Source organism: Streptomyces sp. NPDC008238 (genome assembly GCF_042956445.1).
GTDB lineage: Bacteria > Actinomycetota > Actinomycetes > Streptomycetales > Streptomycetaceae > Actinacidiphila.
This window is the reverse complement of record NZ_JBIBGK010000001.1, coordinates 891,477-912,831: the sequence shown is the minus strand read 5'-3', so window position 1 is coordinate 912,831 and position 21,355 is coordinate 891,477. Positions and strand designations below refer to the sequence as shown.

Below are 21,355 nucleotides of genomic sequence, written 5' to 3'. Positions count from 1 at the left end.
ACCGCTGGCCATATTAAGGTAAGCATTACCTAACTTGATACCCCTCCCCGCCGGGCACGACAGCACAGCTCACGGCGGTAGGGTTAAGGTGTGCCTAACCTAAGGATGGTGGCCGTGGAGCCAGGCCGGTGACCGCGCGCAGAAGCCTGCGCCCAGCCCTGCTCGTCGTGTCGCTCGCCACCGCCCTCGCGGTGCTGTGCGTGCTCTCGATCGGGCTGGGCGCCGTCGACATTCCCCCGGACCGGGTCGTCCGGGCGCTTTTCGGCCACCCTTCGAGTCGGCTCGTCGACAACATCGTCTGGACGGTCCGCGTACCGCGCACCGTCCTCGGTGTCACCGCGGGCGCCGCCCTGGGGCTGTCCGGCGCGCTCATGCAGGCCCTCACCCGCAACCCGCTCGCCGACCCCGGCATCCTCGGCGTCAGCGCGGGCGCGTCCTTCGGAATCGTGGTCGCCATCGCGGTGTTCGGGCTCGGCTCGCTCCACGGCACGATCTGGTTCGCCTTCGCCGGTGCCCTCGGCACCAGCGTGCTGGTCTTCCTGCTCGGCCGGACGGGCCGCTCGGGCGCGACACCGGTGAAGCTGGCGCTGGCCGGAGTCGCCGTCACCTTCCTGCTGTTCTCGCTGACCAACGCGATCGTCCTCACCGATCCCGACGCGCTGGACCGCTACCGCTTCTGGTCCGCGGGCACCCTCGCCGACCAGGACGCCGCCGTCGTCAGCAGCATCCTGCCCTTCCTGGCGGTCGGGGCCGTGCTCGCGCTCGCCACCGCGCCCGCGCTCAACAGCCTGGCCCTGGGCGACGACGTGGCCGCCTCGCTCGGACGCCGGCTGGGCCTCGTACGCCTGCAGGGGGTCGTCGCGGTGATGCTGCTGACCGGCGCGTCCGTAGCCGTCATCGGCCCGGTGGTCTTCCTCGGCCTCGTGGTGCCGCACGTCGCCCGGATGCTCGCGCAGTACGCGGGCATCGGCCCCGACCACCGCTGGCTGCTGCCGCTGTCGGCGGTGCTCGCACCCTGCCTGCTGCTCACGGCGGACATCCTCGGGCGGGTCGTCGCCCGGCCCACCGAGGTGCAGGCGGGCGTGCTCGTCGCCTTCATCGGCGGCCCGTTCTTCATCGCGCTGGTCCGCCGGCGCAAGCTCGCGGAGGTCTGAGCATGACCGCCCTCGCCCCCCTCCGCGGCCGCCGGACCTTCCGGCTGGCGGCCCCGCCGGTCTCCGGAGTGCTCCGGCCACGGCTGGTGGTGCTCTGCACCGCCCTCCTGGCCGCGGTGTTCCTGCTGTTCTGCTGGGGCCTGACCCTCGGCGACTACCCCATCGGGTTCACCGACGTGGTCAAGGCCCTCACGGGCGCCGGCGACCCCGGAACGGTGCTGGTCGTACGGGAGTTGCGGCTGCCGCGCGCCCTCGTGGGACTCCTCGTCGGCATCGCCTTCGGCGTCTCCGGCGCGCTGTACCAGACGATGACCCGCAACCCGCTGGCCAGCCCCGACATGATCGGGCTGACCGAGGGCGCGGGAACCGCCGTGGTCGCGGGCATCGTCCTCGGCTGGGACGGCGGCCTCGGCACCCAGGGGCTCGGCCTGCTGGGCGCGCTGGTCACGGCGCTGCTCGTCTACGCGCTGGCCTGGAAGGGCGGCGCCACCGGCTACCGCATCATCCTGGTCGGCATCGGCGTGTCCTGGATGTGCACCAGCGCCACGGACTACCTGGTCGCGCGCGGCGAGCGCTTCGAGGCGCAGGCCGCCCTGGGCTGGCTGGTGGGCAACCTCAACGGCCGTACCTGGGACCAGGTCACCCAGCTCGCCGTCGCCACGGCCGTGCTGGTGCCGCTCGCCCTCGGCATGGGCCGCCGGCTGCGGACCCTGCAGCTCGGCGACGACGTGGCGGCCGGCCTCGGCACCGCCGTGCAGCCCGTACGGCTGAAGCTGCTGCTCATCGGGGTCGGGCTGATCGCCTTCGGCACGGCCGCGGCCGGCCCGGTCGCCTTCGTGGCGCTGGCCGCCCCGCAGATCGCCCAGCGCATGGCCGGCACGGCGTGGCCGCCGCTGACCGCCTCCGGACTGACCGGCGCACTGGTCGTCCTGGGGTCGGACCTCATCGCGCGTGAAGCGATCCCCGGCACGGAACTGCCGGTCGGGATCGTCACCGGCGTCATCGGCGCGCCGGTACTGCTCTGGCTGCTCATCCGCGCCAACCGCGCGGGCTCAGGAGGCTGAACCCATGGCGACCACCGACCCCGCCCCCGCCCCCACCGCGGGCCCGGACCTCCGGGCGCGCGGGCTGCACCTGGCGTACGACGACCGGCTGGTCGTCGAGGACCTCGACCTCGTCATACCCACCGGCCGCATCACCGCCATCGTCGGCGCCAACGCCTGCGGCAAGTCCACCCTCCTGCGGGCCCTGGCCCGGCTGCTCGCGCCCCGCCAGGGCACCGTCGAACTCGACGGCCGCGCCCTGCGGTCGGTGCCGACCCGGGAGCTGGCCCAGCGGCTGGGCATCCTGCCGCAGACGCCGGTGGCCCCGGAGGGACTGACCGTGATCGACCTGGTCAGCCGCGGCCGTTCGCCGCACCAGACGTGGTGGCGGCAGTGGTCCAAGGCCGACGAGCTGGCCGTCCACGAGGCGCTGGCGGCGACCGGCCTGACCGAGCTCGCCGACCGCGCCGTGGACGAGCTCTCCGGCGGCCAGCGCCAGCGGGCCTGGATCGCCATGGCCGTCGCCCAGGGCACCCCCGTCCTGCTGCTGGACGAGCCGACCACCTACCTCGACCTGGCCCACCAGATCGACGTGCTGGACCTCGTCACCGACCTCAACCGCCGCGAGCAGCGCACGGTGGTGATGGTCCTGCACGACCTCAACCAGGCCTGCCGCTACGCCGACCACGTCATCGCGATGAAGTCGGGACGGATCGCCGCCGAGGGCCCGCCCGCCGAGGTGATCACCGCCGAGACCGTCCAGGACGTCTTCGACCTCCGCTGCCAGGTCACCACCGACCCGGTCAGCGGCACCCCCCTGGTGATCCCCATGGGCCGCCACCACGAAGCGGTCCCCGTCGCCGCCGAGTGACCCGCCACGGGACGCCACGGCACGGAAGCGGCATCGTCGACCCCGGGCGTCGCCCCGGCACGTTCCGGGCGACCGGCTGGACGGCCTCGACCCGCGCGAAGCGCCCGGTATCTGCCCGCCCGGCGAACACGGAACGCGGACACGGGACCAGCCGTCCTCCGGCAGCACCCCGGCGCCCGCCGGGCCGTGCACGGGGCTGCGGACAGGGCGCGCGGCGCCCGCGCGGCCTCCTCGACCCCGGCCGTCGCCTCGGCACGTTCGGTGCGGACAACCGCGGAGGCCGACGGGCCGTCCGAAGGCCCCCGCCCCTCAACGCCGCGGTTCCCATGGGCCGTTGACGCGAAGCGGCCCGCATGCGCCTGCCCGGCGAACGCGGCGCCGACGCGCACCCACGGGCTTCCCCGCCCTCCGGGAGCACCTCCGCGCCCGCCAGGCAGTCCACGCGGTCACAGACAGGGCGCACGGCGTCTGCGCGGCCTCTTCGACCACGGCAGTCGCATGGGCGCCGGGGGCCGGCTCCTCGATGCCCGCGCCTGTGAGCCCACATGGGCACGGCACCGGCCCGACGGGGCGTCATCGACCTGCGGTGCCCGCGACGGCGGCCCACCGCCGGCCACGCGGACGCGGAGAAGACGCGGCCGGCCACGGAGAGCTCGGCCCCCGGCAGCAGGGCGGGGTCCGGCTCACCGGCCGCCGCCGCCGTACGACCCGGAGGCGGCGCGGCGCGGCGACCCCGCGGGCCACTCGGCTAGTCAGGGGTGACGGTCGTGCCGGCGCCCCCCGGCCCCGCGGTCAGCGCACCCAGCAGGGCGTGCGGGGCGCGCCCGTCCAGCACGCGGGCCGTGCGGACACCCGCCCGTACGGCCCGCAGGCAGCTCTCCATCTTCGGCACCATGCCGCCGCCGAGGGCCGGGAGCATCGCCTCCAGTTCGGTGGCGGTGAGCCGGTCCAGGACCCGCTCGCGGCGCGGCCAGTCGGCGTACAGCCCGGGCACGTCGGTGAGCACGACCAGCGCCTCGGCGTCGAGCGCCGCCGCCAGGGCCCCGGCCGCCGCGTCCGCGTTGACGTTGTAGATCTGGCCGTCCGTGCCGCGGCCGAGCGAGGAGACGACGGGGATGTGGCCGTGGTCCAGGAGCACGTCCACGGCCGCCGTGTTGACCTCCGTCACCTCGCCGACGAGGCCGATGTCGACGATCTCGCCGTCGACGTGGGCGTAGCGGCGCACCGCGGTCAGCGTGTGCGCGTCCTCGCCGGTGAGCCCCACGGCGAACGGTCCGTGCTCGTTGAGGAGTCCGACGAGGTCCCGCTGGACCTTGCCGGCCAGCACCATCCGCGCCACGTCCAGCACCTCGGGCGTGGTGACCCGCAGCCCGCCGACGAAGCGGGCCTCGATGCCCACCAGGTCGAGCTGGGCGCTGATCTGCGGGCCGCCGCCGTGCACCACCACGACCCGCACCCCGGCCTCCCGCATGCGGACGACGTCCTGCGCGAACGTGCGCAGCAGCGAGCCGTCGCCCATGGCGTTGCCGCCCACCTTCACGACGACGGTGCGGCGCACGAGCGCGCGCAGGGCGGGCAGCGGCCCGGGGCCGGCCAGTGCCGTCGTCACGGACGGGTCGTCAGGTAGCCGCCCATGGTGCGGAACCAGTCCGTGGCCGCGTATTCGGTGCCGTCGTCGGTGCGGATCGTGCGCACCAGCAGGCCCTTGCGGTGGCCGCCGCGCGCGTCCGCGCCGGCGACGATGACGACGCCGTCGCCCTCGCGGATGAAGATCCGGCCGGGCGTGCCGCCGTACCGGGCCCGCGAGACGGCTGCGGCGACGATCCTGATGCGCTCCCCGCGGTGGTAGGTGAAGGCGTTGGGGTACGGGTCGGACTGCGCCCGCACCAGCCGCTCCAGGTCCTCGGCGGGCCAGTTCCAGTCGATACGGCTGTCCTCGAGGGACCGCTTGTGGAAGAAGCTGGCGCGGGAGCGGTCCTGGGGCGTCCACTCGGCGCGGCCTGAGGCGATCAGGTCCAGCGACTCGCGCACCAGGGGCGCGATGAGGTCGCAGGTGCGGTGGAAGAGGTCGGTGGCGGTGTCCTGCGGGCCGACGGGCTCCGAGCGCTGCAGCAGGATGTCTCCCGCGTCCAGTTCGCCGTCCATGCGGTGCGCGGTGACGCCGACCCGTTGCTCGCCGTTGATGAGCGCCCAGATGATCGGGGAGAAGCCCGCATAGGCGGGGAGCAGGGAGTCGTGCACGTTGAGGGTGCCGTGCGGCGGGAGGTCGAAGATCTCCGGCGGCAGCCAGGTGCGCCAGTTGTTGGCGACGATGATGTCGGGCGCCGCGGCCTTGATCGCCTCGAGCAGTTCGGCGTCGTCCGGACGGTTGCGCAGCAGCACGGGGACGCCGTGCTTCTCGGCGAGTTCCGCCACCGAGTCGTCCCAGATCTTCTCGTAGACGTGCTCGCTCCTGGGGTGGGTCACGACGAGGACGACCTCGTGATCCGACTCCAGCAGCGCCTGCAGCGTCCGGTGTCCCCAGGTCTGGTAACCGAACATGACGACCCGCATGGGCTGCCTCTCCTTCAGTGATTATTGCAAGGTTAGCCTTACCTTATCTAGTATGTGGCGCGCATAGGGAGGCGATGCAACGGTGACAGCACCGCTCAATGAGCCGGACACCATCCACGACATCCTGGGGATCGGTTTCGGACCGTCAAATCTGGCTCTCGCGATAGCCATCGAGGAGCACAACGCACAAGTCCCCGCCTCCCGGCGGATCGACGCCCGCTTCCTGGAGCGGCAGCCCCGCTTCGGCTGGCACCGCGGCATGCTGATCGACGACGCGACGATGCAGGTCTCGTTCCTGAAGGACCTGGTCACCATGCGCAACCCGACCAGCGACTTCAGCTTCCTGTGCTACCTGCGCGAGCAGGGGCGGCTGGTCGACTTCCTGAACCAGAAGACCCTCTTCCCGCTCCGCGTGGAGTTCCACGACTACTTCGAGTGGGCCGCCGCCCGGGTCGCCGACCTCGTCGACTACTCCTCCGAAGTGCTGTCGGTCACACCGGTCCGCGGCGCCGACGGCGAGATCGACCACCTCGACGTGACGTGCCGGCACCCCGAGGACCCGACGCGGACGGTGACCCACCGGGCCCGCAACATCAGCGTGGCCGTCGGCCTCGAGCCGCACCTGCCGCCCGGCACCGAGCTGTCGGACCGCGTGTGGCACAACAGCCAGCTGCTGCCCAGGGTCGCGGAGCTCACCGCGACGGGCACCCCGGTGCGCCGTGCCGTCGTCCTCGGTGCCGGCCAGAGCGCCGCCGAGGCCGTGGACTTCCTGCACCGCACCTTCCCCGACGCGGAGATCTGCGCGGTGTTCGCCAAGTACGGCTACACACCTGCCGACGACAGCCCCTTCGCCAACCGGATCTTCGACCCCGAGGCGGTGGACCTCTACTTCGCCTCCCCGTCCGAGGTGAAGCAGTCCCTCTTCGACTACCACCGCAGCACCAACTACTCGGTCGTCGACATGGACCTCATCGAAGCCCTGTACGCCACCTCCTACCGCGAGAAGGTGCAGGGCCGGGAACGGCTGCGCTTCCTCAACGTCTCCCGCATCCGTGACGTGAGCGCCGCGGACGACGGCCTCGACGTGACGGTGGAGTTCCTGCCGACCGGCGAACGGCACGTCCTGGAGGCGGACGTCCTGGTGCACGCCACCGGCTACCGCTCGCAGGACGTCGGCACCCTCCTCGGGGAGTCCGCCAAGATCTGCCTGCGCGACGACGGCGACGCCCTCCGCGTCGGCCGCGACCACCGCGTCGAGGTCGCCCCCGAGGTGCGGGCGGGCATCTACGTGCAGGGCGGCACCGAGCACACGCACGGGCTGACCTCCACCCTGCTGTCCACGACCGCGATCCGGGCCGGCGAGATCGTCGCCTCGCTCGCCGCCCGTCAGGACGAGCCGGCCGCGGTGGCCGCGGCCCGCCCCTGAAACCCGCTTGAGGGCCGCCGGAGGACCAGTGGCCCCAGGTTTCCGGCACCGCCTCCGGCACCAGGCCGACGCCGGACCCGAGAACGGCTCGGGCCGGTGGGTGGGTGCGGGTTCGTCTCGCGCCCTGCGGGCGCACAGCGCCCGCAGGGCGCGAGACGGCGCGACAGCCGAACCACCGGCAGCGCGCCACCAATCACCCACTGCTCGCGCCCCTCGCCGCTAGCGTCGCGTACGCAGCAGCAGGTACAGGAAGTACGGCGTGCCGATGACCGCCGTCATCAGGCCCGCGCCCAACTGGGCCGGGGCGATGACGGTCCGCCCAAGGAGGTCGGCGGCGCAGACCAGCGAGGCGCCCAGGAGCACCGCCACCGGTACGACGCGCACGTGCCGGCGGCCCACGAGGGCCCGGGCGGCGTGCGGGGCGACCAGCCCGACGAAGCCGATGGTGCCGGCGGCGGCCACGGCGGTGGCGGTGAGCAGCACGCTCGTCACGAGGAAGCCGAACCGGGCGGGGCCGCGGCGCAGTCCGAGCAGGGCCGGGGTGTCGTCGTCGACCGACAGCAGGTCGAGTTCGGTGCGCCGCGCGACCGCGACGGCGAGGCCCAGCACGAGGGCGGCCGCCACGGGCAGGGCGTCGGGCACGGTCCGTCCGTAGGTGGAGCCGGACAGCCAGGTGAGCGCCTTCGTCGCGTTGAACGGGTCGGTGAGCACGATCAGCAGGCTGATCAGGGCCGTCGCCGCCGCGGACACACCGACGCCGACGAGGACCAGCCGGGTCTGCCGGAAGCCGCCCCGCGCCGCGAGGCCGAACACGAGCACGGAGGTCACCGCGGCGCCGCCGAACGCGGCCCCCGCGACACCCCACGCCCCGGCGACCGGGGCCGTCGTGACGAACAGCACCGCGCCGAGCGCGGCGCCGCCGGAGACGCCGAGGATGCCGGGCTCCGCGAGCGGGTTGCGGGTGACGGCCTGCACCAGGGTGCCGGACAGGGCGAGCGCGGCCCCCGCCAGGAGCGCCGCGAGCACCCGCGGCACGCGCGTGTCGAGAACGAAGGTGACGGCCTGACCGGACCTGCCCTGCGCCCAGTTGACGACGTCGCCAAGGAGCAGCTTCGTGTCGCCCAGCAGCACTCCGGCGACGGTCAGCCCCACCAGCACGGCGACCAGGGTCGCCACGGTCACCAGGAAGGCGACCCTGCCCGGGATGCGCATCCGGTCCGGCGCACCCGCTCCCCCGGAGTCCTGGGTCCGCAGCGCCATCACCACCAGGAACACCGCGCCGACCAGGCTCGTGACGACGCCGGTGGGCACCGCGACGGCGGTCTGCGCGGGGACCACGGCGCGCAGCAGGACGTCCGCGCCGAGCACCAGGCCCGCGCCCGTCAGGCCCGTGACGGGCAGTCCGGTGCGGGTGCGCAGCAGCGGCCGGAAGCGCCGGGCCAGCTGCCGTACGAGCGCCGGCGCGCACAGGCCGACGAAGCCGATGGGCCCGGCGAGGGTCACCGCCGCGGCGGACAGCAGCGACGCGAACACCACGACGGTGATCCTGGTGCCGCGAACGGGGACGCCGAGGCCGCGGGCGGCGTCGTCGCCGAGCGCGAGGGCGTCGACGCGGCGGGCCACAAGCAGCAGTCCGGCGGCGCCGGCCACGGCGACGGGGGCCATCTGGAGCACGCCGTCGAAGCCATTCTGGCTGATGCTGCCCTGGCTCCACTGGTACAGGCCGTTGGTCTGCTGCGGGAAGAGCAGGATCAGCCCTTCGGTGACGGAGGTCAGGCCGAGGGTGAGGGCGCTGCCGGCCAGGACGAGGCGCACGGTCCCGGCGCCCAGCCCCGACAGCGACAGCACGACGGCGGCGGCCGCGAGTCCGCCGGCGAAGGCCACGCCGGACGAGGCCAGCAGCGGCAGAGAGGTCCCGGTGACCATGAGGACGCCCAGGGCCAGGTACGAACCGGCGTTCACGGCCAGCGTGTCGGGTGCGGCGAGCACGTTGCGGCTGACGGCCTGCAGGGCCGCCCCGGCGGTCCCGAGGGCGGCGCCGACCAGCAGACCCGCGGTCATGCGGGGCAGCCGGGAGGCGATCACGACGGACGCGTCGCCGGAGGCGGCACGGCGGTGAGGGCCTTCCAGATCTCGGCGGGGCCTACGGCGGCGGTGCCCTGGGTGACGTCGACGACCGCGAGGGCGGCGACCAGGAGCACGAGCGCGGCCGTCACCGCGGCCGCTCCCGTCCGGGAGCCGGCCGCGTGCGGACGGGTGGCGGGGGTCGTTGCGGTGACGGCCACGGCGCGCTACTTCGTCAGGGCGTCGACGACGGCGTCGACGTACGCCTCCATCGACCGCGGGCCGCCGAACATCCAGATGCCGTCGGGCAGCCGGTGCACGCCGTCCTTCTCGACGAACGGCAGGGACTTCCACACGGAGTTCTTCGCGAGGTCGTCGGCGAAGACGTCGCTGCCCTCGCTGTCGCTGCCGATGTAGGCGAAGCGCACGTCGCCGAGGCCGGTGAGGCCCTCGACGTCGGTGGCGGCCAGGCCGTAGTCCTTGTCGCCGGCGATCGTCCACGCGTTCCGCAGGCCCAGCGCCGTGTTGACGCCGCCGATGAGGGAACCGCCGGTGTAGGGGCGGATGGAGACCTGGTTGGAGGCGACGTAGCCGTCGGCGAACGCGATCCGCGTGCCGGCGAGTCCCGCCTCGGCCAGGGTCTCGCGGCCTTCGGCGACCTTGGCGTCGAAGGCCTTCTTCGCCTCGTCGGCCCGGGTGGTGGTGCCGGTCGCCTCGGCGATGAGGTCGAGGTTCTCCTTCATCTGCCCGACCGGGTCGGCGGCGTCGGCGGAACGGACCTCGAGGACCGGGGCGATCTTCTTCAGCTGCTTGACGGCGGCGTCCGGCAGGTCGGTGGTGGCGACGATGAGGTCCGGGGAGAGCGAGGCGATGGTGTCCATGCTGGGCTCGCCGCGGGTGCCGATGTCCTTCGGCTGGTTCTTCAGCGGGACGGCCGTGTCCCAGGTGCCGTAGCCCTTGACGTCGGCGACGCCGACCGGGTCGACCCCGAGGGTCACGAGGGACTCGACGACGTTCCACTCCGTGCCGACGACCTTCTTCGCCGGCCCGTCGAGGGTGACCTTCGCCCCGCCCGCGTCGGTGAGCGTGATGCCTTGGGTGTCCTTGGCGGCGGGGGCCGCGGCCGGCTCGGTCGTGCCGCAGCCGGCGAGGGCGAGTGCGGCGGCGGTGGACGCGGCGGCGGTGAGGATGGAGCGTCTCATGGGGTGGTGACGGGCCTTTCCTTGCGTGCGTGGTGGCGGCCGACGGCGCGGGTGCGCAGCAGGCCGGTCCGGGGGTCGGTGTCGACGTCGACCCGTATCCCGTAGGCGTCGGTGAGGCGTTGCGGTGTGAGCACGTCCTCGGGGCGGCCGTCGGCGACGATCCGGCCCGCCCGCAGCAGGGCGATCCGGTCGGCCACGGCGGCCGCCTGGTCCAGGTCGTGCAGGACGACGCCGATGGCGATGCCGTGGTCGTCGGCCAGGTCCCGGATCAGGTCCAGCAGTTCGACCTGGTAGCGCAGGTCGAGGTAGGTCGTGGGCTCGTCGAGGAGGAGCACCCCGGTCTCCTGGGCGAGGCAGCCGGCGAGCCAGACGCGCTGCAGTTGCCCGCCGGAGAGGTGCTCGGCGCCGCGGCCGGCGAGGTCGGTGACACCGGTCATCGCCAGCGCGCGGTCCACCGCGGCGGGTCCTTCCGGGTCGGACCGGCCCCAGCGGCCCCGGTAGGGGTAGCGGCCGAACTCCACGACGTCGCGCACCGTCAGGCCGCCCGGCGTGGGGCGGCCCTGGGTCAGCAGGGCCACCCGCCGGGAGAACTCACGTGCCGTCAGGGCGAGCCCGTCGGCGGTGGTGCCGTCGTGCGCGTCGATCGTCAGGGTGGCGCGGCGTGCGCGCTGCAGACGCGCCACGGTGCGCAGGAGCGTCGACTTGCCGCTGCCGTTGGGGCCCACGAGGGCGGTCACCTCGCCGGGCCGGAGGGTGATCGCCGCGTCGTGCACGACGTCGACCCCGTCGTACGACACGGTCACGCCGTACGCCGCCAGCCGGTGTCCGCGCAGGCCGGGGGCCATGGCGGTCTCATCCGAAGAACTCACGAACGAAGGTTAGCCTAACCTAAGCGCCGCCCCGAACCGCCCCCTTTCGCTTCGGTAAACTTAGGCTAACCTTCCTACATGGCGAAGACCGCGCGGCTCATGCCGCAGAACCCCAGGATGTTCCGCGCCGAGGTCGTCAGGACCGAGCGGCTCACCCCCTCCCTGCACCGCGTGACCGTCACGGGGACAGACCTCGCCGACTTCCCGTGGAGGGGCTACGACCACTGGTTCCGCCTCTTCATGCAGCTCCCCCACCAGGACGCCCTGCGGCTCCCGGAGTTCTCCGGGGCCAGGTGGTGGCAGCCCTACCTCGCCATCCCCACGGCCGAGCGTCCGCACTACTCGAACTACACCGTCGCCGCGTTCCGCCCCGAAACGGCCGAAATGGACATCGAGTTCGTCGTGCACCGCGGCCCGGACGGCGAACTCGAGGGCCGCGCGGCGATATGGGCCTGCGGCGCCCGGCCCGGCGACGCGCTGGCACTCCTCGACCAGGGCGTCATGTTCGACTGCCCGGAGGACGCCTCCGAGGTCCTCGTCGTCGCCGACGAGAGCGGGATGCCCGCCGCCACGGGCATCCTGCGGTCCCTCCCCCGCGACACCGTGGGCCGGCTCATCCAGGAGGTCCCCACCCCCGACGACCGGCGCGACCTCGACGCCCCCGAGGGGATGGCCGTCACCTGGGTCGTGCGCGAGGACCCGCACGCCGTCCCCGGCTCCGTCGCGCTCGCCGAACTGCGCGGGCACGCCGCGCCGGACGCCACCGGCTACGCCTTCGTCGTCGGCGAGCAGAGCCTCGCCACCAAGGGCCGCCGGCACCTGCACCGCGCCGGCCTCCCCAAGGACCGCATCACCTTCTCCGGCTTCTGGCGGCACGAGGCACGCCACCAGGACGCCTGACCTCCGGCGCGGTCAGCGCCGGTCGCGTCGCCTCCGGCCCGCGCGCGGGGGGGGGCACTTCGCGCACGGAGAGCGCACGAAGGGAACTGCTGAGCCCTGTACGCGCTCCCGGCCGTACGGGGAGAATGCCAAGCGCAAGCGATCATGCGACCGGCACGCTCGCCGTCCGGTCGCCGACTCCCGGAAGGCGGGTCGACTGCCGTGCTGCTGCATCTGCCCACGTCCGTGTCCGAAGCACAGGAGTTCATGGCCCAGGGGGCGGTGCCCGTCGGCGGCGCGACGCTCGTCTGGGCCACCTGGCAGCGCGACGGGTTCCCCGAACGGGCCATGTCGCTGCGCGACCTGCCGGAGGCCAACCTGATCGAACGCGAGGCGCTGGGCGCGGCGGTGGTGCTGAACCGCATCGACGACCGGGTTCCGGAAGTGCTGCGGCGGGCGGCCGCCGGTGTGGGCACCGGCGCGGTACGCCGGACGGCGACCGTCGGCGGCAACCTCGTCGGCAGTACCCTGCGCTGCCTGCTGCCCGCCGCGCTCGTCCTGGACTCCCGCGCGATCACCCTGGAACCCGACCGGACCCACGAGACCGATCTGTCCGAGGCCGTGGCCAAGCAGCACCTCCTGCTCGGCATCCGCTGGCGGGAACCGCTGGTCAGCGCCTACGACAAACAGCCCGGCGAGGCCGGCGGTCCCCCGCCGCTGGTCGTCGCGTCCGCGGTGCACGCCGAGGACGGCGGACGCCGCCTGCGTGTCGCGGTCCGCGACGGCTACGAAGTGCTCGGCGGGAGCGTCCCGTTCGACGGCGACACCGCGGCGGCGCTGCGCGCGCTGGAGGGGACGGACCTCGCCGCGCTCCACCCCGCGGGCCGGGAGGTGGTGCGCCGGCAGGTCACCGGACTCACCGGACGGCTCCCGGGCGCCTGAGCCCGGGAATTCCCGCGATCTCTTCCGTCACATCGGGTATGCCCGGGCGTTCCCGGTTGTTGATGTGTGCGAGGGCCCGCACCGCACACCGGCGCGAGGCCCCGCCCGTCCCACCGGATAGGAAGAGGCGAGGGAAGAGATGGACGACACGCCGCAGGACCGGAGGCGCGAGGACGCCTTCGGCATGGTCCGCAACGGGGCGGACCCGGCGCGGATGTGCCTCATCACGCCCGACGGCGTCACCACGGTCGAGTTCGTCGTGGAGCCGTCGGTCGGCCTCAGGTGCGCCCGGGCGGAGGGCGCCGCGGCACTGGCGCTGACCCGGTGGCTCCACGAGGCGGACCCCTCCCGGTACTTCGAGTTGCAGGTCGCGTTCCTGCAGTTCGAGTACAACCCCGGTCACGAGTCCTTCGCTGCCGAGGAGGTCCGGGCGCTGCGCGTCCTCCTCCAGGAACAGCGGGGCACCGTGCGGTGGAACGAGGCCCTGGCGAGCCTGCTCGCCAGGCTGGAGGCCTGCGAGGCGCAGCTGTGACCGCCGGCGGATGAGGGACGGCGGGCCGGTCAGCCCACGGCGGGCGGCAGGAGGCGCGCGGTCATCGCGCCGACGGCCGCCACGACCGCCTCGCGGTGCCGGCCGCGCCGAGCCGTCTCGTCGCCGTCCTCCGGATCGCGGATGCCCGCGGGTGTGGTGACCCACGCCTGCGCGGCGGCCAGCGCGACCATCAGCGCGTCCATGCCCGCTTCGAGACCGACGCCGTGGGCGTCGGCGACCGCCTGCGCCTTGGCGAGGTGGTTGTCCCGTTCCATGGCCGACGCCTCGGGGCGCTCGAGGGCCTTCCACTGGGTCAGCTTGATGAGGTCCGGGTCGTCGGTGAAGGCGTCGAACAGCGCCCCCGCGTACGCGGCCAGGTCGTCGGGGGTGAACGGGACCACGTCGGCCAGCACGCGTAGCCGGGCTTCGAGCACCGCGTCGAAGAGCTCGTCCTTGGACCCGAAGTAGGCGTAGATGGCCTGCTTGTTGGCCGGCGCCGCCTTGGCGATCCGGTCGACGCGGGCACCGGCGAGCCCGTGCGCGACGAATTCGCCGTATGCGGCCTCGATGAGGCGCGCCCGCGTGGCGGCAGAGTCGTAAGCCATGGGGACAGCCTAGGAGATCCAGGTCGGACGGGGTGCCGGCGTGGTACGGGGGCCGCGGAGCCGCGGGTACGGGCGTGGGAACGCCCCGGAGGGGCCCGTGCGAGCCGGCCGGCAGGGGGCCGGCCACGACCCGACAGGAAACCAACCGGATGGTTGCATCCCCGGGAACTCTCGGGCTACATTTAAACCATCCGGTTGGTTTCAGATCCGGCCGGCACCGTCACCCGGCGTGCCCACACCCGTGCGCCGGAAGCAGGAAGCAGGAACTCATGTCCTTCGTCACCGACATCCCCTTCGGGGCGCACTCCACCGCCGCGGACGTCGTGCGCGGCGTCGACCTCTCCGGCAAGCGTGCCGTCGTCACCGGCGGCGCCTCGGGCATCGGGCTGGAAACGGCACTCGCCCTCGCCGGGGCCGGTGCGCAGGTGACCCTCGCCGTACGCGACCCGCACGCGGCCGGACCCGCCGCCGACCGCATCCGCCGGGAGACCGGCCGGGGCGACGTCGGCGTCGCCCGTGTCGACCTGGCCGATCTCGACAGCTTCCGCGCCTTCACGGAGGAGTGGACCGGGCCGCTGCACATCCTGGTCAACAATGCAGGCGTCATGGCGGTGCCGGAGCTCACCCTGACCCCGCAGGGCCGGGAGACCCAGTACGCCGTGAACTTCACCGGTCACGCGGCACTGACCCTCGGCCTGCACGGAGCGCTGCGCGCCGCCGGTGGTGCCCGGGTCGTCATGGTCAGTTCGTCGGCCCACCTGATGGCCCCGGTCGACTTCGACGACATCCACTTCGCCCGCCGCCCCTACGAGGCCTGGACTGCGTACGGCCAGTCGAAGTCGGCCACGATCCTCTTCACCGTCGCCCTGGCCCGCCACTGGGCGGCCGACGGCATCACCGCCAACGCGCTGCACCCGGGCGGCATCATGACCAACCTGCAGCGCCACCTCAGCGACGAGCAACTGCGGTTCGTGGGCGCCACGAACGAAGCGGGCCAGCGGCTGGACGTCCCCCCGGGCTGGAAGACCCCGCAGCAGGGTGCGGCCACCCAGGTGCTCCTCGCCGCCTCACCACTGGTCGAGGGCGTGACCGGCCGCTACTTCGAGGACTGCCGGCCCGCCGAGCTCCAGCCCGAACCCACCGTGGGCGGGACCGGCGTCGCGGCGTGGGCGATCGACGAAGCGTCGGCCGAACGCCTCTGGGACGAGACGAGGAACTCGGCCTCTGACGCGGCCTCCCGGGTGCGGCCCCCGGCCGGCCGCACCGGGCCCCGAACCCGCTTCCCACCGAGCGGGGTCAGTGCCGGCCTTGGGGGCCGGAAACGGCCCCCGGCCGGTCCGGCGTCACCGGCGCGTGAGCACGCGGAACTCGTTGCCGCCCGGGTCGGCCAGCCGCACCGCGCCGTCCCCGGCGGGGGCCGCGTCGAGACGGCTCGCCCCCAGGGAGAGCAGGCGCTCGACCTCCGCCCGCTGATCGCCGTCCGGGACCAGGTCGAAGTGCAGGTCCTTGCCCGCGTCCGGCATCAGCGGCGGGCCGCCCCACGTGATCTTCGTACCGCCGTCCGGCGACTGGACGGCGGTCTCCTCGTCCTGGTCCCAGACCAGCGGCCAGGCCAGTGCCTCGCTCCAGAAACAGCCCACGGCGCGCGCGCCGTCGCAGGCGACCGCCCCGATGAAGCCGCACCCGGCGAGGAACCCGCTGTCCGGCTCGGAGACACAGAACTCGTTGCCCTCGGGGTCGGCGAGCACCACGTGCGACGCGTCCGGCCCCTGCCCGACGTCGACATGCCGCGCGCCCAGGTCGAGCGCCCTGGCCACGGTTGCCCGTTGCTCCTCCAGTGAGGAACTGGTCAGGTCGAAGTGCAACCGGTTCTGGGCGACCTTCCGCGCGTGGGAGGGCCGGAAGCCCAGGCGGTAGCCGGCGTCGTTCCCGGACAGCAGCGCGAGGCCGTCGGAGGAGTCGCCGGCCGGCTCCAGGCGCAGGACGCCGGACCAGAAACGCGCCAGGCGCTCGGGCTGGTGCGCGTCGAAGGAGATTGCGAAGAGTCGGCTGCTCATTGCGCCACGCATCCTCGGTCCGTCGAGTGCCGGCTGCCGGCAGGCGCCGAATCGGCCTCCGGGACGAGGAGTCTAGGGGCGTACGCCGCCGGTCGCAGCCGAGTTTTCCGTGGCCCCCATCGGGGGTCGCACCCTGGTGGTTCGATGACCAGGGGCGGATCGTCGTGCGGGATGCGGACGCTGACGCCCTGCGCCCCGTCGTCGAAGCGGAGGAGTTCGCGCGGCTGCGCGACATCGGTCACGCGGGCCTGGTGGGCGGCGCGTCCCGCCGGTGGAGGGCGAGGGTCCAGGTGTGGACGGTGTACGTGGTGGGGTGCCCCGGCCCGGGTTCGGCGATGATCGCGGTCAGGCGGTCGCCCTCGCGGCGCAGGGAGTTGATGTACCCGGAGGCCCTGTCGGGGATCGGCAGCAGTTCGGCGAGGACGGAACCGGCCAGCCGGCGGTCGACGGCGCGGAGCCGCCCGGCGTCGAGCACCAGGATCGTACCGTCCTCCAGCACCACCGGCCGCGGCGTCAGCGGATCGGCCAGCCGCGGGCCGCGCTCGATCTCGCCGCCCGGCAGCAGCCGCACGACGCGGCTCTCGGTGGGATACCGCCGGTCGGCCTCGACGACGCGTATGCCGGTGCCGACGACGTAGTGGCCGTAACTGCGCCAGGAGTCCGTGGTGGCGCCGTCGCGGTCGTGCTGCCAGGTGTCGTAGAAGTCGTAGCCCTCCAGGCCGAGCAGGAAGCGTCCGCCGCCGAGCGCGGCGCCGCGCTCCCCGCGGAGTTCGGCGACCAGGGTGCCGTCCGCCAGGTCGAGCAGCAGGGCCGGTCCGAGGAACCCCCAGGGCGTGTAGTCGAGGGAGTCCGTGGTGAGCAGCACCCTGCCCCCGGAGATGTGGGCGGCGTTGGGGCGTCCGTCGAAGGCGTGCGTCCAGCGCGTCCGCCCCGAGGCTTCCACGCAGCGGACCTCGCCCGTCGCCCCCTGGATGCGCAGGTCGTCCCGCCGCGCGAGCGGCCGTCCGTCCGGTGGTTGCCAGGGGTACGGCGGTCGCCCCTCCGCACTGTGACGGTCCACCACGGTGACGCGCCACGGACCGGGGTCCGCCCCCTCGGCGCGCCCGCTCTCCTCCTGTCTCGGCATGGGGTGATGCTAGCCGCTGCGCGGGCCCGGCTTCCGTCACGCCGCCCGACCGCCGAAGTGATCGCAGTCGGTGGGAAGTTCGCTTCACGACGACACGGCCGCGCCAGGAGCATGGGCGCATCGTCCCCGAGGGCACGTGCGTGTGGCGCGGCATCCGGGAGCCCCGGGGTGCCGCGCCACACGCCGTGCGGCGGCGTTCCGCCTACTCGTCGATCGCCGCGCCGAACTGCGCGTCGGCCGTCGGCGCGCCGAGGGCCGCGCCGTCGTACGTCCATGTCCCCTTGCCCACCAGGCCGGTCGAGGACGCGGGGACGACCCACACGAAGCCGTCGTTCGTGTTCTCGCCCGGTGCCGCCGCCAGCAGGCCGAAGCGGCCGTCCTTGTCGGCGTCGATCAGCCGGATCTGGCCGCCCCAGCGGTCGGAGGCCTCCGCGGCGCCCGGGATGCCGGCAGTGTTCTGGTCGAAGCTGCGCGCCCCCGTGGCGGTGAGCCCGCCGCGTGCGCCGCGCAGGGTCCAGACCGCGCCGGCGTCGGCGACCGAGCCGATGTCCTCGCCGGGGGCGCCGATGGCGAGGTCGGGGTGGCCGTCGCCGTTGGTGTCGCCGGAGGACAGTTCGGCGCCCCAGCGGTCGCCCGCCTCGGCGACGCCAGGGACGCCCGCGGAGTCCTGGGTCCAGGTCTGCGCCGGGGTCGGGGCGAGGCCGGAGAGGTCGCCCCTGCCGAGGTAGACGGAGACGGATCCGCCGAGCGCGGAACCGGTCCCCGTGTCGCCTACGGCCAGGTCGTCCTGGCCGTCCTGGTTGAAGTCGCTGGAGACGACCGCGGGGCCGCCCTCGAAGGTGCCGCCGTCGCCGAGGTCCTCGACGGCCGGGGCCCCGTGCAGCACCTGGGTGACGCCGGCCCCGGGCTGATCACCGCCGGTGGTCACCCCGGAGATCGCCAGGTCGGCCCAGGAGTCCTCGTTGTAGTTGCCGTGGCTGAGGCTGCGCAGCGCGACGCCGGTGTCCTGCGCCGTGCGCTCGAGGGCGCGCACCCCCCGGCCCGCCCGCTGCGCTCGCGGTGCGGCGGCCGCCCCCGGCTCGACGGTGAAGAACAGCAGGGAGTCGTTCTCCAGGACGGCGATGCTGTCCCGCAGGTTGGCGTCGGGGTCCGAGGGGTCCGGGGCGAAGTACCGGGCGGCTTCGAGGGCGCGCCCGAAGTTCGCGCCGGCCCGCGGCTGGTCGGGGTCCTCCAGCCACGCGCTGTCGCTGCCGTGCAGTCCGGTCGGGGAGCCGAAGAAGACGACGGCGCCGCCGGCGTCCGAGAGCGTGCCGAGGTCCTCGCCGGGGATGCCGACGATCGCGTCGTCGTAGCCGTCGTTGTCGAGGTCGCCGGTGGCCACGGCCCGTCCGAAGCCGTCCCCTGCCTCGGCGGCGCCCGCGACGCCCGCGGTGCTCTGGCTGAGGACGGATCTCCTGGTGGTGCTGAGGCCGCCCGAGCCGCTGTACTGCACGGTGACGTAGCCGGCGCCCTTGGCCCCGGACACGGTGGCGCCCGGGGCGCCGATCAGCACGTCGTCGTGGCCGTTGCCGTCGAAGTCGCAGTTGCGCTGCTGCCACCCGATCGACGGGAACGGCACGTCGGCCTCAGCGGCGGGCGCGGTGAGCAGGGCGCCGCCGCCGAGGGTGAGGAGTGCCGCGGCCGTGAAGGCCGCGCTCTTGATGTGACGCACAGAAGAACCTCCTTGGTCTCCTGGGGTGCCCTCGCCGACCCTCCCGGCCGCGTCGGTCACCCGCGCCCGGATGGTGTCCGGCCGCGGGCGTCCGGTGTTCCGTCACCCACAAGACACCTGGTGTTCGCGGAGGGTTGTAGGGCCGTACGGCCCGTCTCGCGGGGGAGCGACGGCCGGTGCGCGGCGCGCGGGCGGGCCGGGCGGCCGCGGCCTGCGTCTTTGACCGTGATTTGCCGCCGGGGGCACTGGTGCGGGGCCGCCCCGGGGACTCAGGATGATCCTCATGCCCGAACCCACTGCATTCCACGACCTGGCGGCGTTCCTCGCGCTGCCCCGCGTCTCATCGCTCGCACTGTCGCCGGACGGGACCCGTCTGGTGACGGCGGTCCAGGAGCTGTCCGCCGACCGTACCCGGTTCATCGGAGCCCTCTGGGAGCTGGACCCGGCCGGGGAGCGTCCGGCCCGTCGCCTCACCCGCTCCGGGCGCGGCGAGTCCGCGCCCCGGTTCCTGCCCGACGGCACGCTGCTCTTCCTGTCCTCGCGTCCGGTCGCCGACCCCGGCGAGGGCGAGGAGGACCGGCAGGAGGCGGCGCTGTGGAGCCTGCCGGCGGACGGCGGCGAGGCGGGGCAACTGCTGGCCAGGGCCGGCGGGATCGACGAGTACACGACGGCCGCCGGCTCCTCCCGGATCGCCTTCGGCGCCTCCCTCCTGCCGGGCGCGGCGGACGCGGAGCAGGACGAGCGGCTGCGCGAGGCACGCCGCAAGGCCAAGGTGACGGCGATCCTGCACGAGTCGGTGCCGGTGCGGTACTGGGACCACGACCTCGGCCCCGGCGTCCCGCACGTGTTCACCGTCGCGGACGCCACCGCGCAGGAGCCCGCCGCCGTGGACAGCGGCGCGCGCCGCGCCGCGTTCGCCGAGGGTGTCGCGCTCTCCCCCGACGGCTCGCTGGTCGCGTACGCGACGGCCGTCGGCAGCCTCCCCGACGAGCTCCGCGGTGTGGTCGTCGTCGCGGACGCCGAGACGGGCAAGCCGCTGCGGATGCTGGAGGACCCCGACGCGGAGTTCGGCGCCCCGGCGTTCACCCCGGACGGCCGGGACGTGGTGTGCTCCCGCCGGCGGCGGGTCACCTGGGACGCCCCCGGTGACGTCACGTTGTGGCTGGCGAACGCCACGGACGACCGGGACGCCGGACGCGACCTGCTGCCCGGCTTCGACCAGTGGCCGGGCTCGCCGGTCGTCTCCCCGGTGCCCGGTCAGGACGGCTCCCCGGTGGTGTACTTCACCGCCGACGAGGCCGGCCACGGACCGGTCTTCCGGCTCTCGGCCGGCAGCGGCGAACTGGTTGCGCTGACCGCGTCCGGTACGTACTCGGACGTGGTGGTGAGCCCGGACGGCGGCACGGTGTACGCGCTGCGCTCCGCCGTGGACAGCCCGCCGCTCCCGGTGCGCCTGGACGCAGCGACGGCAGGGCAGCGGCCCGTCCCGCTGCCCTGCCCCGGGCAGGACACGGCGCTGCCGGGCAGCCTCACCGAGGTGCACACCACCGCCGCGGACGGCATGGCCCTGCGGGCCTGGCTGGTGCTGCCGGACGGCGCGGGCGCCGGCACCCCGGCGCCGCTGCTGCTGTGGGTGCACGGCGGCCCGCAGACCAGCTGGAACGCCTGGCACTGGCGCTGGAGCCCGTGGGTCGCGGCGGCCGCGGGCTACGCCGTCCTGCTGCCGGACCCGGCGCTGTCCACCGGATACGGCCGGCGGATGCACGAGCGCGGCTGGGCGCACTGGGGCGGTGCGCCGTACGACGACGTGATGGCCCTGACCGACGCGGCGTTGCTGCGGGACGACCTGGACGGCTCGCGCACCGCGATGATGGGCGGTTCGTACGGCGGCTACATGGCCAACTGGATCGCCACCCGCACCGACCGGTTCAAGGCGATCGTCACGCACGCGAGCCTGTGGAACATGTACAGCTTCGCGCAGGTCACCGACTTCCCGGCCTACTGGATGCGGCGGCAGGGCGACCCGCTGGCCACCACCGAGCGGTACGAACAGGAGTCCCCGCACCTGCGGGCCGCCCGGATCACCACGCCGATGCTGGTGATCCACGGCGACAAGGACTACCGGGTGCCGATCGGCGAGGGCCTGGCGCTCTGGAACGACCTGGCGCGGTTCGGGGTCCCGGCGAAGTTCCTCTACTTCCCCGACGAGGGCCACTGGATCCTCAAGCCCAACAACGTCCGCCTGTGGTACGCCACGGTGCTGAACTTCCTGGCGCACCACGTCCTGGGCGAGGACTGGCAGCGCCCCGACCTGGTCTGAC

General features: G+C 74.0%; 16 protein-coding genes and 2 pseudogenes. 9 read left to right on the top strand and 9 right to left on the bottom strand.

Translation table 11 applies throughout. The annotated features are described in order from the left end of the window. Nucleotides 1-128 precede the first annotated feature (128 nt). The 3 genes from ACFZAU_RS04185 to ACFZAU_RS04175 are packed head-to-tail and all read left to right on the top strand — an operon-like array spanning nucleotide 129 to nucleotide 3,068. The gene (locus ACFZAU_RS04185) at nucleotides 129-1,154 is read left to right on the top strand and encodes a FecCD family ABC transporter permease (protein WP_500550986.1); all 1,026 of its coding nucleotides are present in this window, start codon (nucleotides 129-131) and stop codon (nucleotides 1,152-1,154) included. A 2-nt stretch (nucleotides 1,155-1,156) separates the two neighbouring features. Next, entirely contained in the window at nucleotides 1,157-2,218 is a 1,062-nt protein-coding gene (locus tag ACFZAU_RS04180) for a FecCD family ABC transporter permease (RefSeq protein WP_500550985.1), read from the top strand. 4 nt (nucleotides 2,219-2,222) lie between these two features. Then, the gene (locus ACFZAU_RS04175; protein WP_500550984.1) at nucleotides 2,223-3,068 is read left to right on the top strand and encodes an ABC transporter ATP-binding protein; all 846 of its coding nucleotides are present in this window, start codon (nucleotides 2,223-2,225) and stop codon (nucleotides 3,066-3,068) included. A 748-nt stretch (nucleotides 3,069-3,816) separates the two neighbouring features. On the opposite strand, the gene argB is transcribed toward ACFZAU_RS04175, so the two are convergent. Together argB and ACFZAU_RS04165 are read right to left on the bottom strand one after the other, a co-directional pair. Beyond that, a complete protein-coding gene (gene argB, locus ACFZAU_RS04170) occupies nucleotides 3,817-4,677 on the bottom strand; it encodes an acetylglutamate kinase (RefSeq protein WP_500550983.1) in 861 nt (286 codons plus the stop codon). Continuing rightward, nucleotides 4,674-5,621, bottom strand: a complete 948-nt coding sequence (locus tag ACFZAU_RS04165; protein ID WP_499601081.1) for a methionyl-tRNA formyltransferase — start codon at nucleotides 5,619-5,621, stop codon at nucleotides 4,674-4,676. The genes argB and ACFZAU_RS04165 overlap by 4 nt, the downstream gene beginning before the upstream one ends. Nucleotides 5,622-5,703: 82 nt before the next feature. Between ACFZAU_RS04165 and ACFZAU_RS04160 the strand changes: the two genes are divergently transcribed. Then, nucleotides 5,704-7,047, top strand: a complete 1,344-nt coding sequence (locus tag ACFZAU_RS04160) for a lysine N(6)-hydroxylase/L-ornithine N(5)-oxygenase family protein (RefSeq protein WP_500550982.1) — start codon at nucleotides 5,704-5,706, stop codon at nucleotides 7,045-7,047. Nucleotides 7,048-7,266: 219 nt separating this feature from the next. On the opposite strand, the pseudogene ACFZAU_RS04155 reads toward ACFZAU_RS04160, so the two are convergent. The 3 genes and pseudogenes from ACFZAU_RS04155 to ACFZAU_RS04145 form a co-directional block, all read right to left on the bottom strand. After that, a pseudogene (locus ACFZAU_RS04155) lies at nucleotides 7,267-9,332 on the bottom strand (iron ABC transporter permease). 6 nt (nucleotides 9,333-9,338) lie between these two features. Further along, nucleotides 9,339-10,313, bottom strand: a complete 975-nt coding sequence (locus ACFZAU_RS04150) for an iron-siderophore ABC transporter substrate-binding protein (RefSeq protein WP_500550981.1) — start codon at nucleotides 10,311-10,313, stop codon at nucleotides 9,339-9,341. Beyond that, nucleotides 10,310-11,158, bottom strand: coding sequence for an ABC transporter ATP-binding protein (locus tag ACFZAU_RS04145; RefSeq protein WP_500551121.1), 849 nt, complete (start codon nucleotides 11,156-11,158; stop codon nucleotides 10,310-10,312). Before ACFZAU_RS04145 ends, ACFZAU_RS04150 begins: the two co-directional genes overlap by 4 nt. Before the next feature lie 102 nt (nucleotides 11,159-11,260). Here ACFZAU_RS04145 and ACFZAU_RS04140 point away from each other — a divergent pair, with 102 nt between their 5' ends. From ACFZAU_RS04140 to ACFZAU_RS04130, 3 genes are all read left to right on the top strand, one after another. After that, entirely contained in the window at nucleotides 11,261-12,082 is an 822-nt protein-coding gene (locus ACFZAU_RS04140; RefSeq protein WP_500550980.1) for a siderophore-interacting protein, read from the top strand. 201 nt (nucleotides 12,083-12,283) lie between these two features. Beyond that, on the top strand, nucleotides 12,284-13,003 hold the full coding sequence (locus ACFZAU_RS04135; RefSeq protein ID WP_500550979.1) for an FAD binding domain-containing protein: 720 nt from the start codon (nucleotides 12,284-12,286) through the stop codon (nucleotides 13,001-13,003). Between the two features lie 139 nt (nucleotides 13,004-13,142). After that, nucleotides 13,143-13,535, top strand: coding sequence for a hypothetical protein (locus ACFZAU_RS04130; RefSeq protein WP_499601075.1), 393 nt, complete (start codon nucleotides 13,143-13,145; stop codon nucleotides 13,533-13,535). Between the two features lie 29 nt (nucleotides 13,536-13,564). Here the strand turns inward: ACFZAU_RS04130 and ACFZAU_RS04125 are convergent, their stop codons facing one another. Next, entirely contained in the window at nucleotides 13,565-14,140 is a 576-nt protein-coding gene (locus tag ACFZAU_RS04125; RefSeq protein WP_500550978.1) for a TetR/AcrR family transcriptional regulator, read from the bottom strand. Between the two features lie 149 nt (nucleotides 14,141-14,289). On the opposite strand from ACFZAU_RS04125, the pseudogene ACFZAU_RS04120 reads away from it, so the two are divergent. Next, nucleotides 14,290-15,177, top strand: a pseudogene (locus ACFZAU_RS04120) (SDR family NAD(P)-dependent oxidoreductase); the annotation flags it as partial. 306 nt (nucleotides 15,178-15,483) lie between these two features. Here ACFZAU_RS04120 and ACFZAU_RS04115 read toward each other — a convergent pair. The 3 genes from ACFZAU_RS04115 to ACFZAU_RS04105 all read right to left on the bottom strand — a co-directional run bounded on the left by ACFZAU_RS04115 (nucleotide 15,484) and on the right by ACFZAU_RS04105 (nucleotide 19,034). Further along, complete coding sequence (locus tag ACFZAU_RS04115; protein ID WP_500550977.1) at nucleotides 15,484-16,197, bottom strand: VOC family protein; 714 nt, start codon at nucleotides 16,195-16,197, stop codon at nucleotides 15,484-15,486. Between the two features lie 238 nt (nucleotides 16,198-16,435). Next, nucleotides 16,436-17,323 carry a hypothetical protein gene (locus ACFZAU_RS04110; protein WP_500550976.1) on the bottom strand — a complete coding sequence of 296 codons (888 nt, stop codon included), beginning with the start codon at nucleotides 17,321-17,323 and terminating at the stop codon, nucleotides 16,436-16,438. Between the two features lie 202 nt (nucleotides 17,324-17,525). After that, nucleotides 17,526-19,034: an FG-GAP and VCBS repeat-containing protein gene (locus ACFZAU_RS04105; RefSeq protein WP_500550975.1), complete on the bottom strand. Its 1,509-nt coding sequence runs from the start codon at nucleotides 19,032-19,034 to the stop codon at nucleotides 17,526-17,528. Nucleotides 19,035-19,317: 283 nt separating this feature from the next. On the opposite strand from ACFZAU_RS04105, the gene ACFZAU_RS04100 reads away from it, so the two are divergent. Beyond that, on the top strand, nucleotides 19,318-21,354 hold the full coding sequence (locus ACFZAU_RS04100; protein WP_500550974.1) for a S9 family peptidase: 2,037 nt from the start codon (nucleotides 19,318-19,320) through the stop codon (nucleotides 21,352-21,354). The last annotated feature ends 1 nt before the right edge of the window (nucleotide 21,355 follow it).

Excerpts from the sequence above, each read along its gene's own strand:
- ACFZAU_RS04115 (WP_500550977.1), bottom strand. The coding sequence starts at position 16,197 with ATGAGCAGCCGACTCTTCGCAATCTCCTTCGACGCGCACCAGCCCGAG.
- ACFZAU_RS04110 (WP_500550976.1), bottom strand. The coding sequence starts at position 17,323 with ATGCCGAGACAGGAGGAGAGCGGGCGCGCCGAGGGGGCGGACCCCGGT.
- ACFZAU_RS04175 (WP_500550984.1), top strand. The coding sequence starts at position 2,223 with ATGGCGACCACCGACCCCGCCCCCGCCCCCACCGCGGGCCCGGACCTC.
- ACFZAU_RS04145 (WP_500551121.1), bottom strand. The coding sequence starts at position 11,158 with ATGGCCCCCGGCCTGCGCGGACACCGGCTGGCGGCGTACGGCGTGACC.
- ACFZAU_RS04180 (WP_500550985.1), top strand. The coding sequence starts at position 1,157 with ATGACCGCCCTCGCCCCCCTCCGCGGCCGCCGGACCTTCCGGCTGGCG.
- ACFZAU_RS04140 (WP_500550980.1), top strand. The coding sequence starts at position 11,261 with ATGGCGAAGACCGCGCGGCTCATGCCGCAGAACCCCAGGATGTTCCGC.
- ACFZAU_RS04125 (WP_500550978.1), bottom strand. The coding sequence starts at position 14,140 with ATGGCTTACGACTCTGCCGCCACGCGGGCGCGCCTCATCGAGGCCGCA.
- ACFZAU_RS04165 (WP_499601081.1), bottom strand. The coding sequence starts at position 5,621 with ATGCGGGTCGTCATGTTCGGTTACCAGACCTGGGGACACCGGACGCTG.
- ACFZAU_RS04130 (WP_499601075.1), top strand. The coding sequence starts at position 13,143 with ATGGACGACACGCCGCAGGACCGGAGGCGCGAGGACGCCTTCGGCATG.
- ACFZAU_RS04100 (WP_500550974.1), top strand. The coding sequence starts at position 19,318 with ATGCCCGAACCCACTGCATTCCACGACCTGGCGGCGTTCCTCGCGCTG.
- ACFZAU_RS04150 (WP_500550981.1), bottom strand. The coding sequence starts at position 10,313 with ATGAGACGCTCCATCCTCACCGCCGCCGCGTCCACCGCCGCCGCACTC.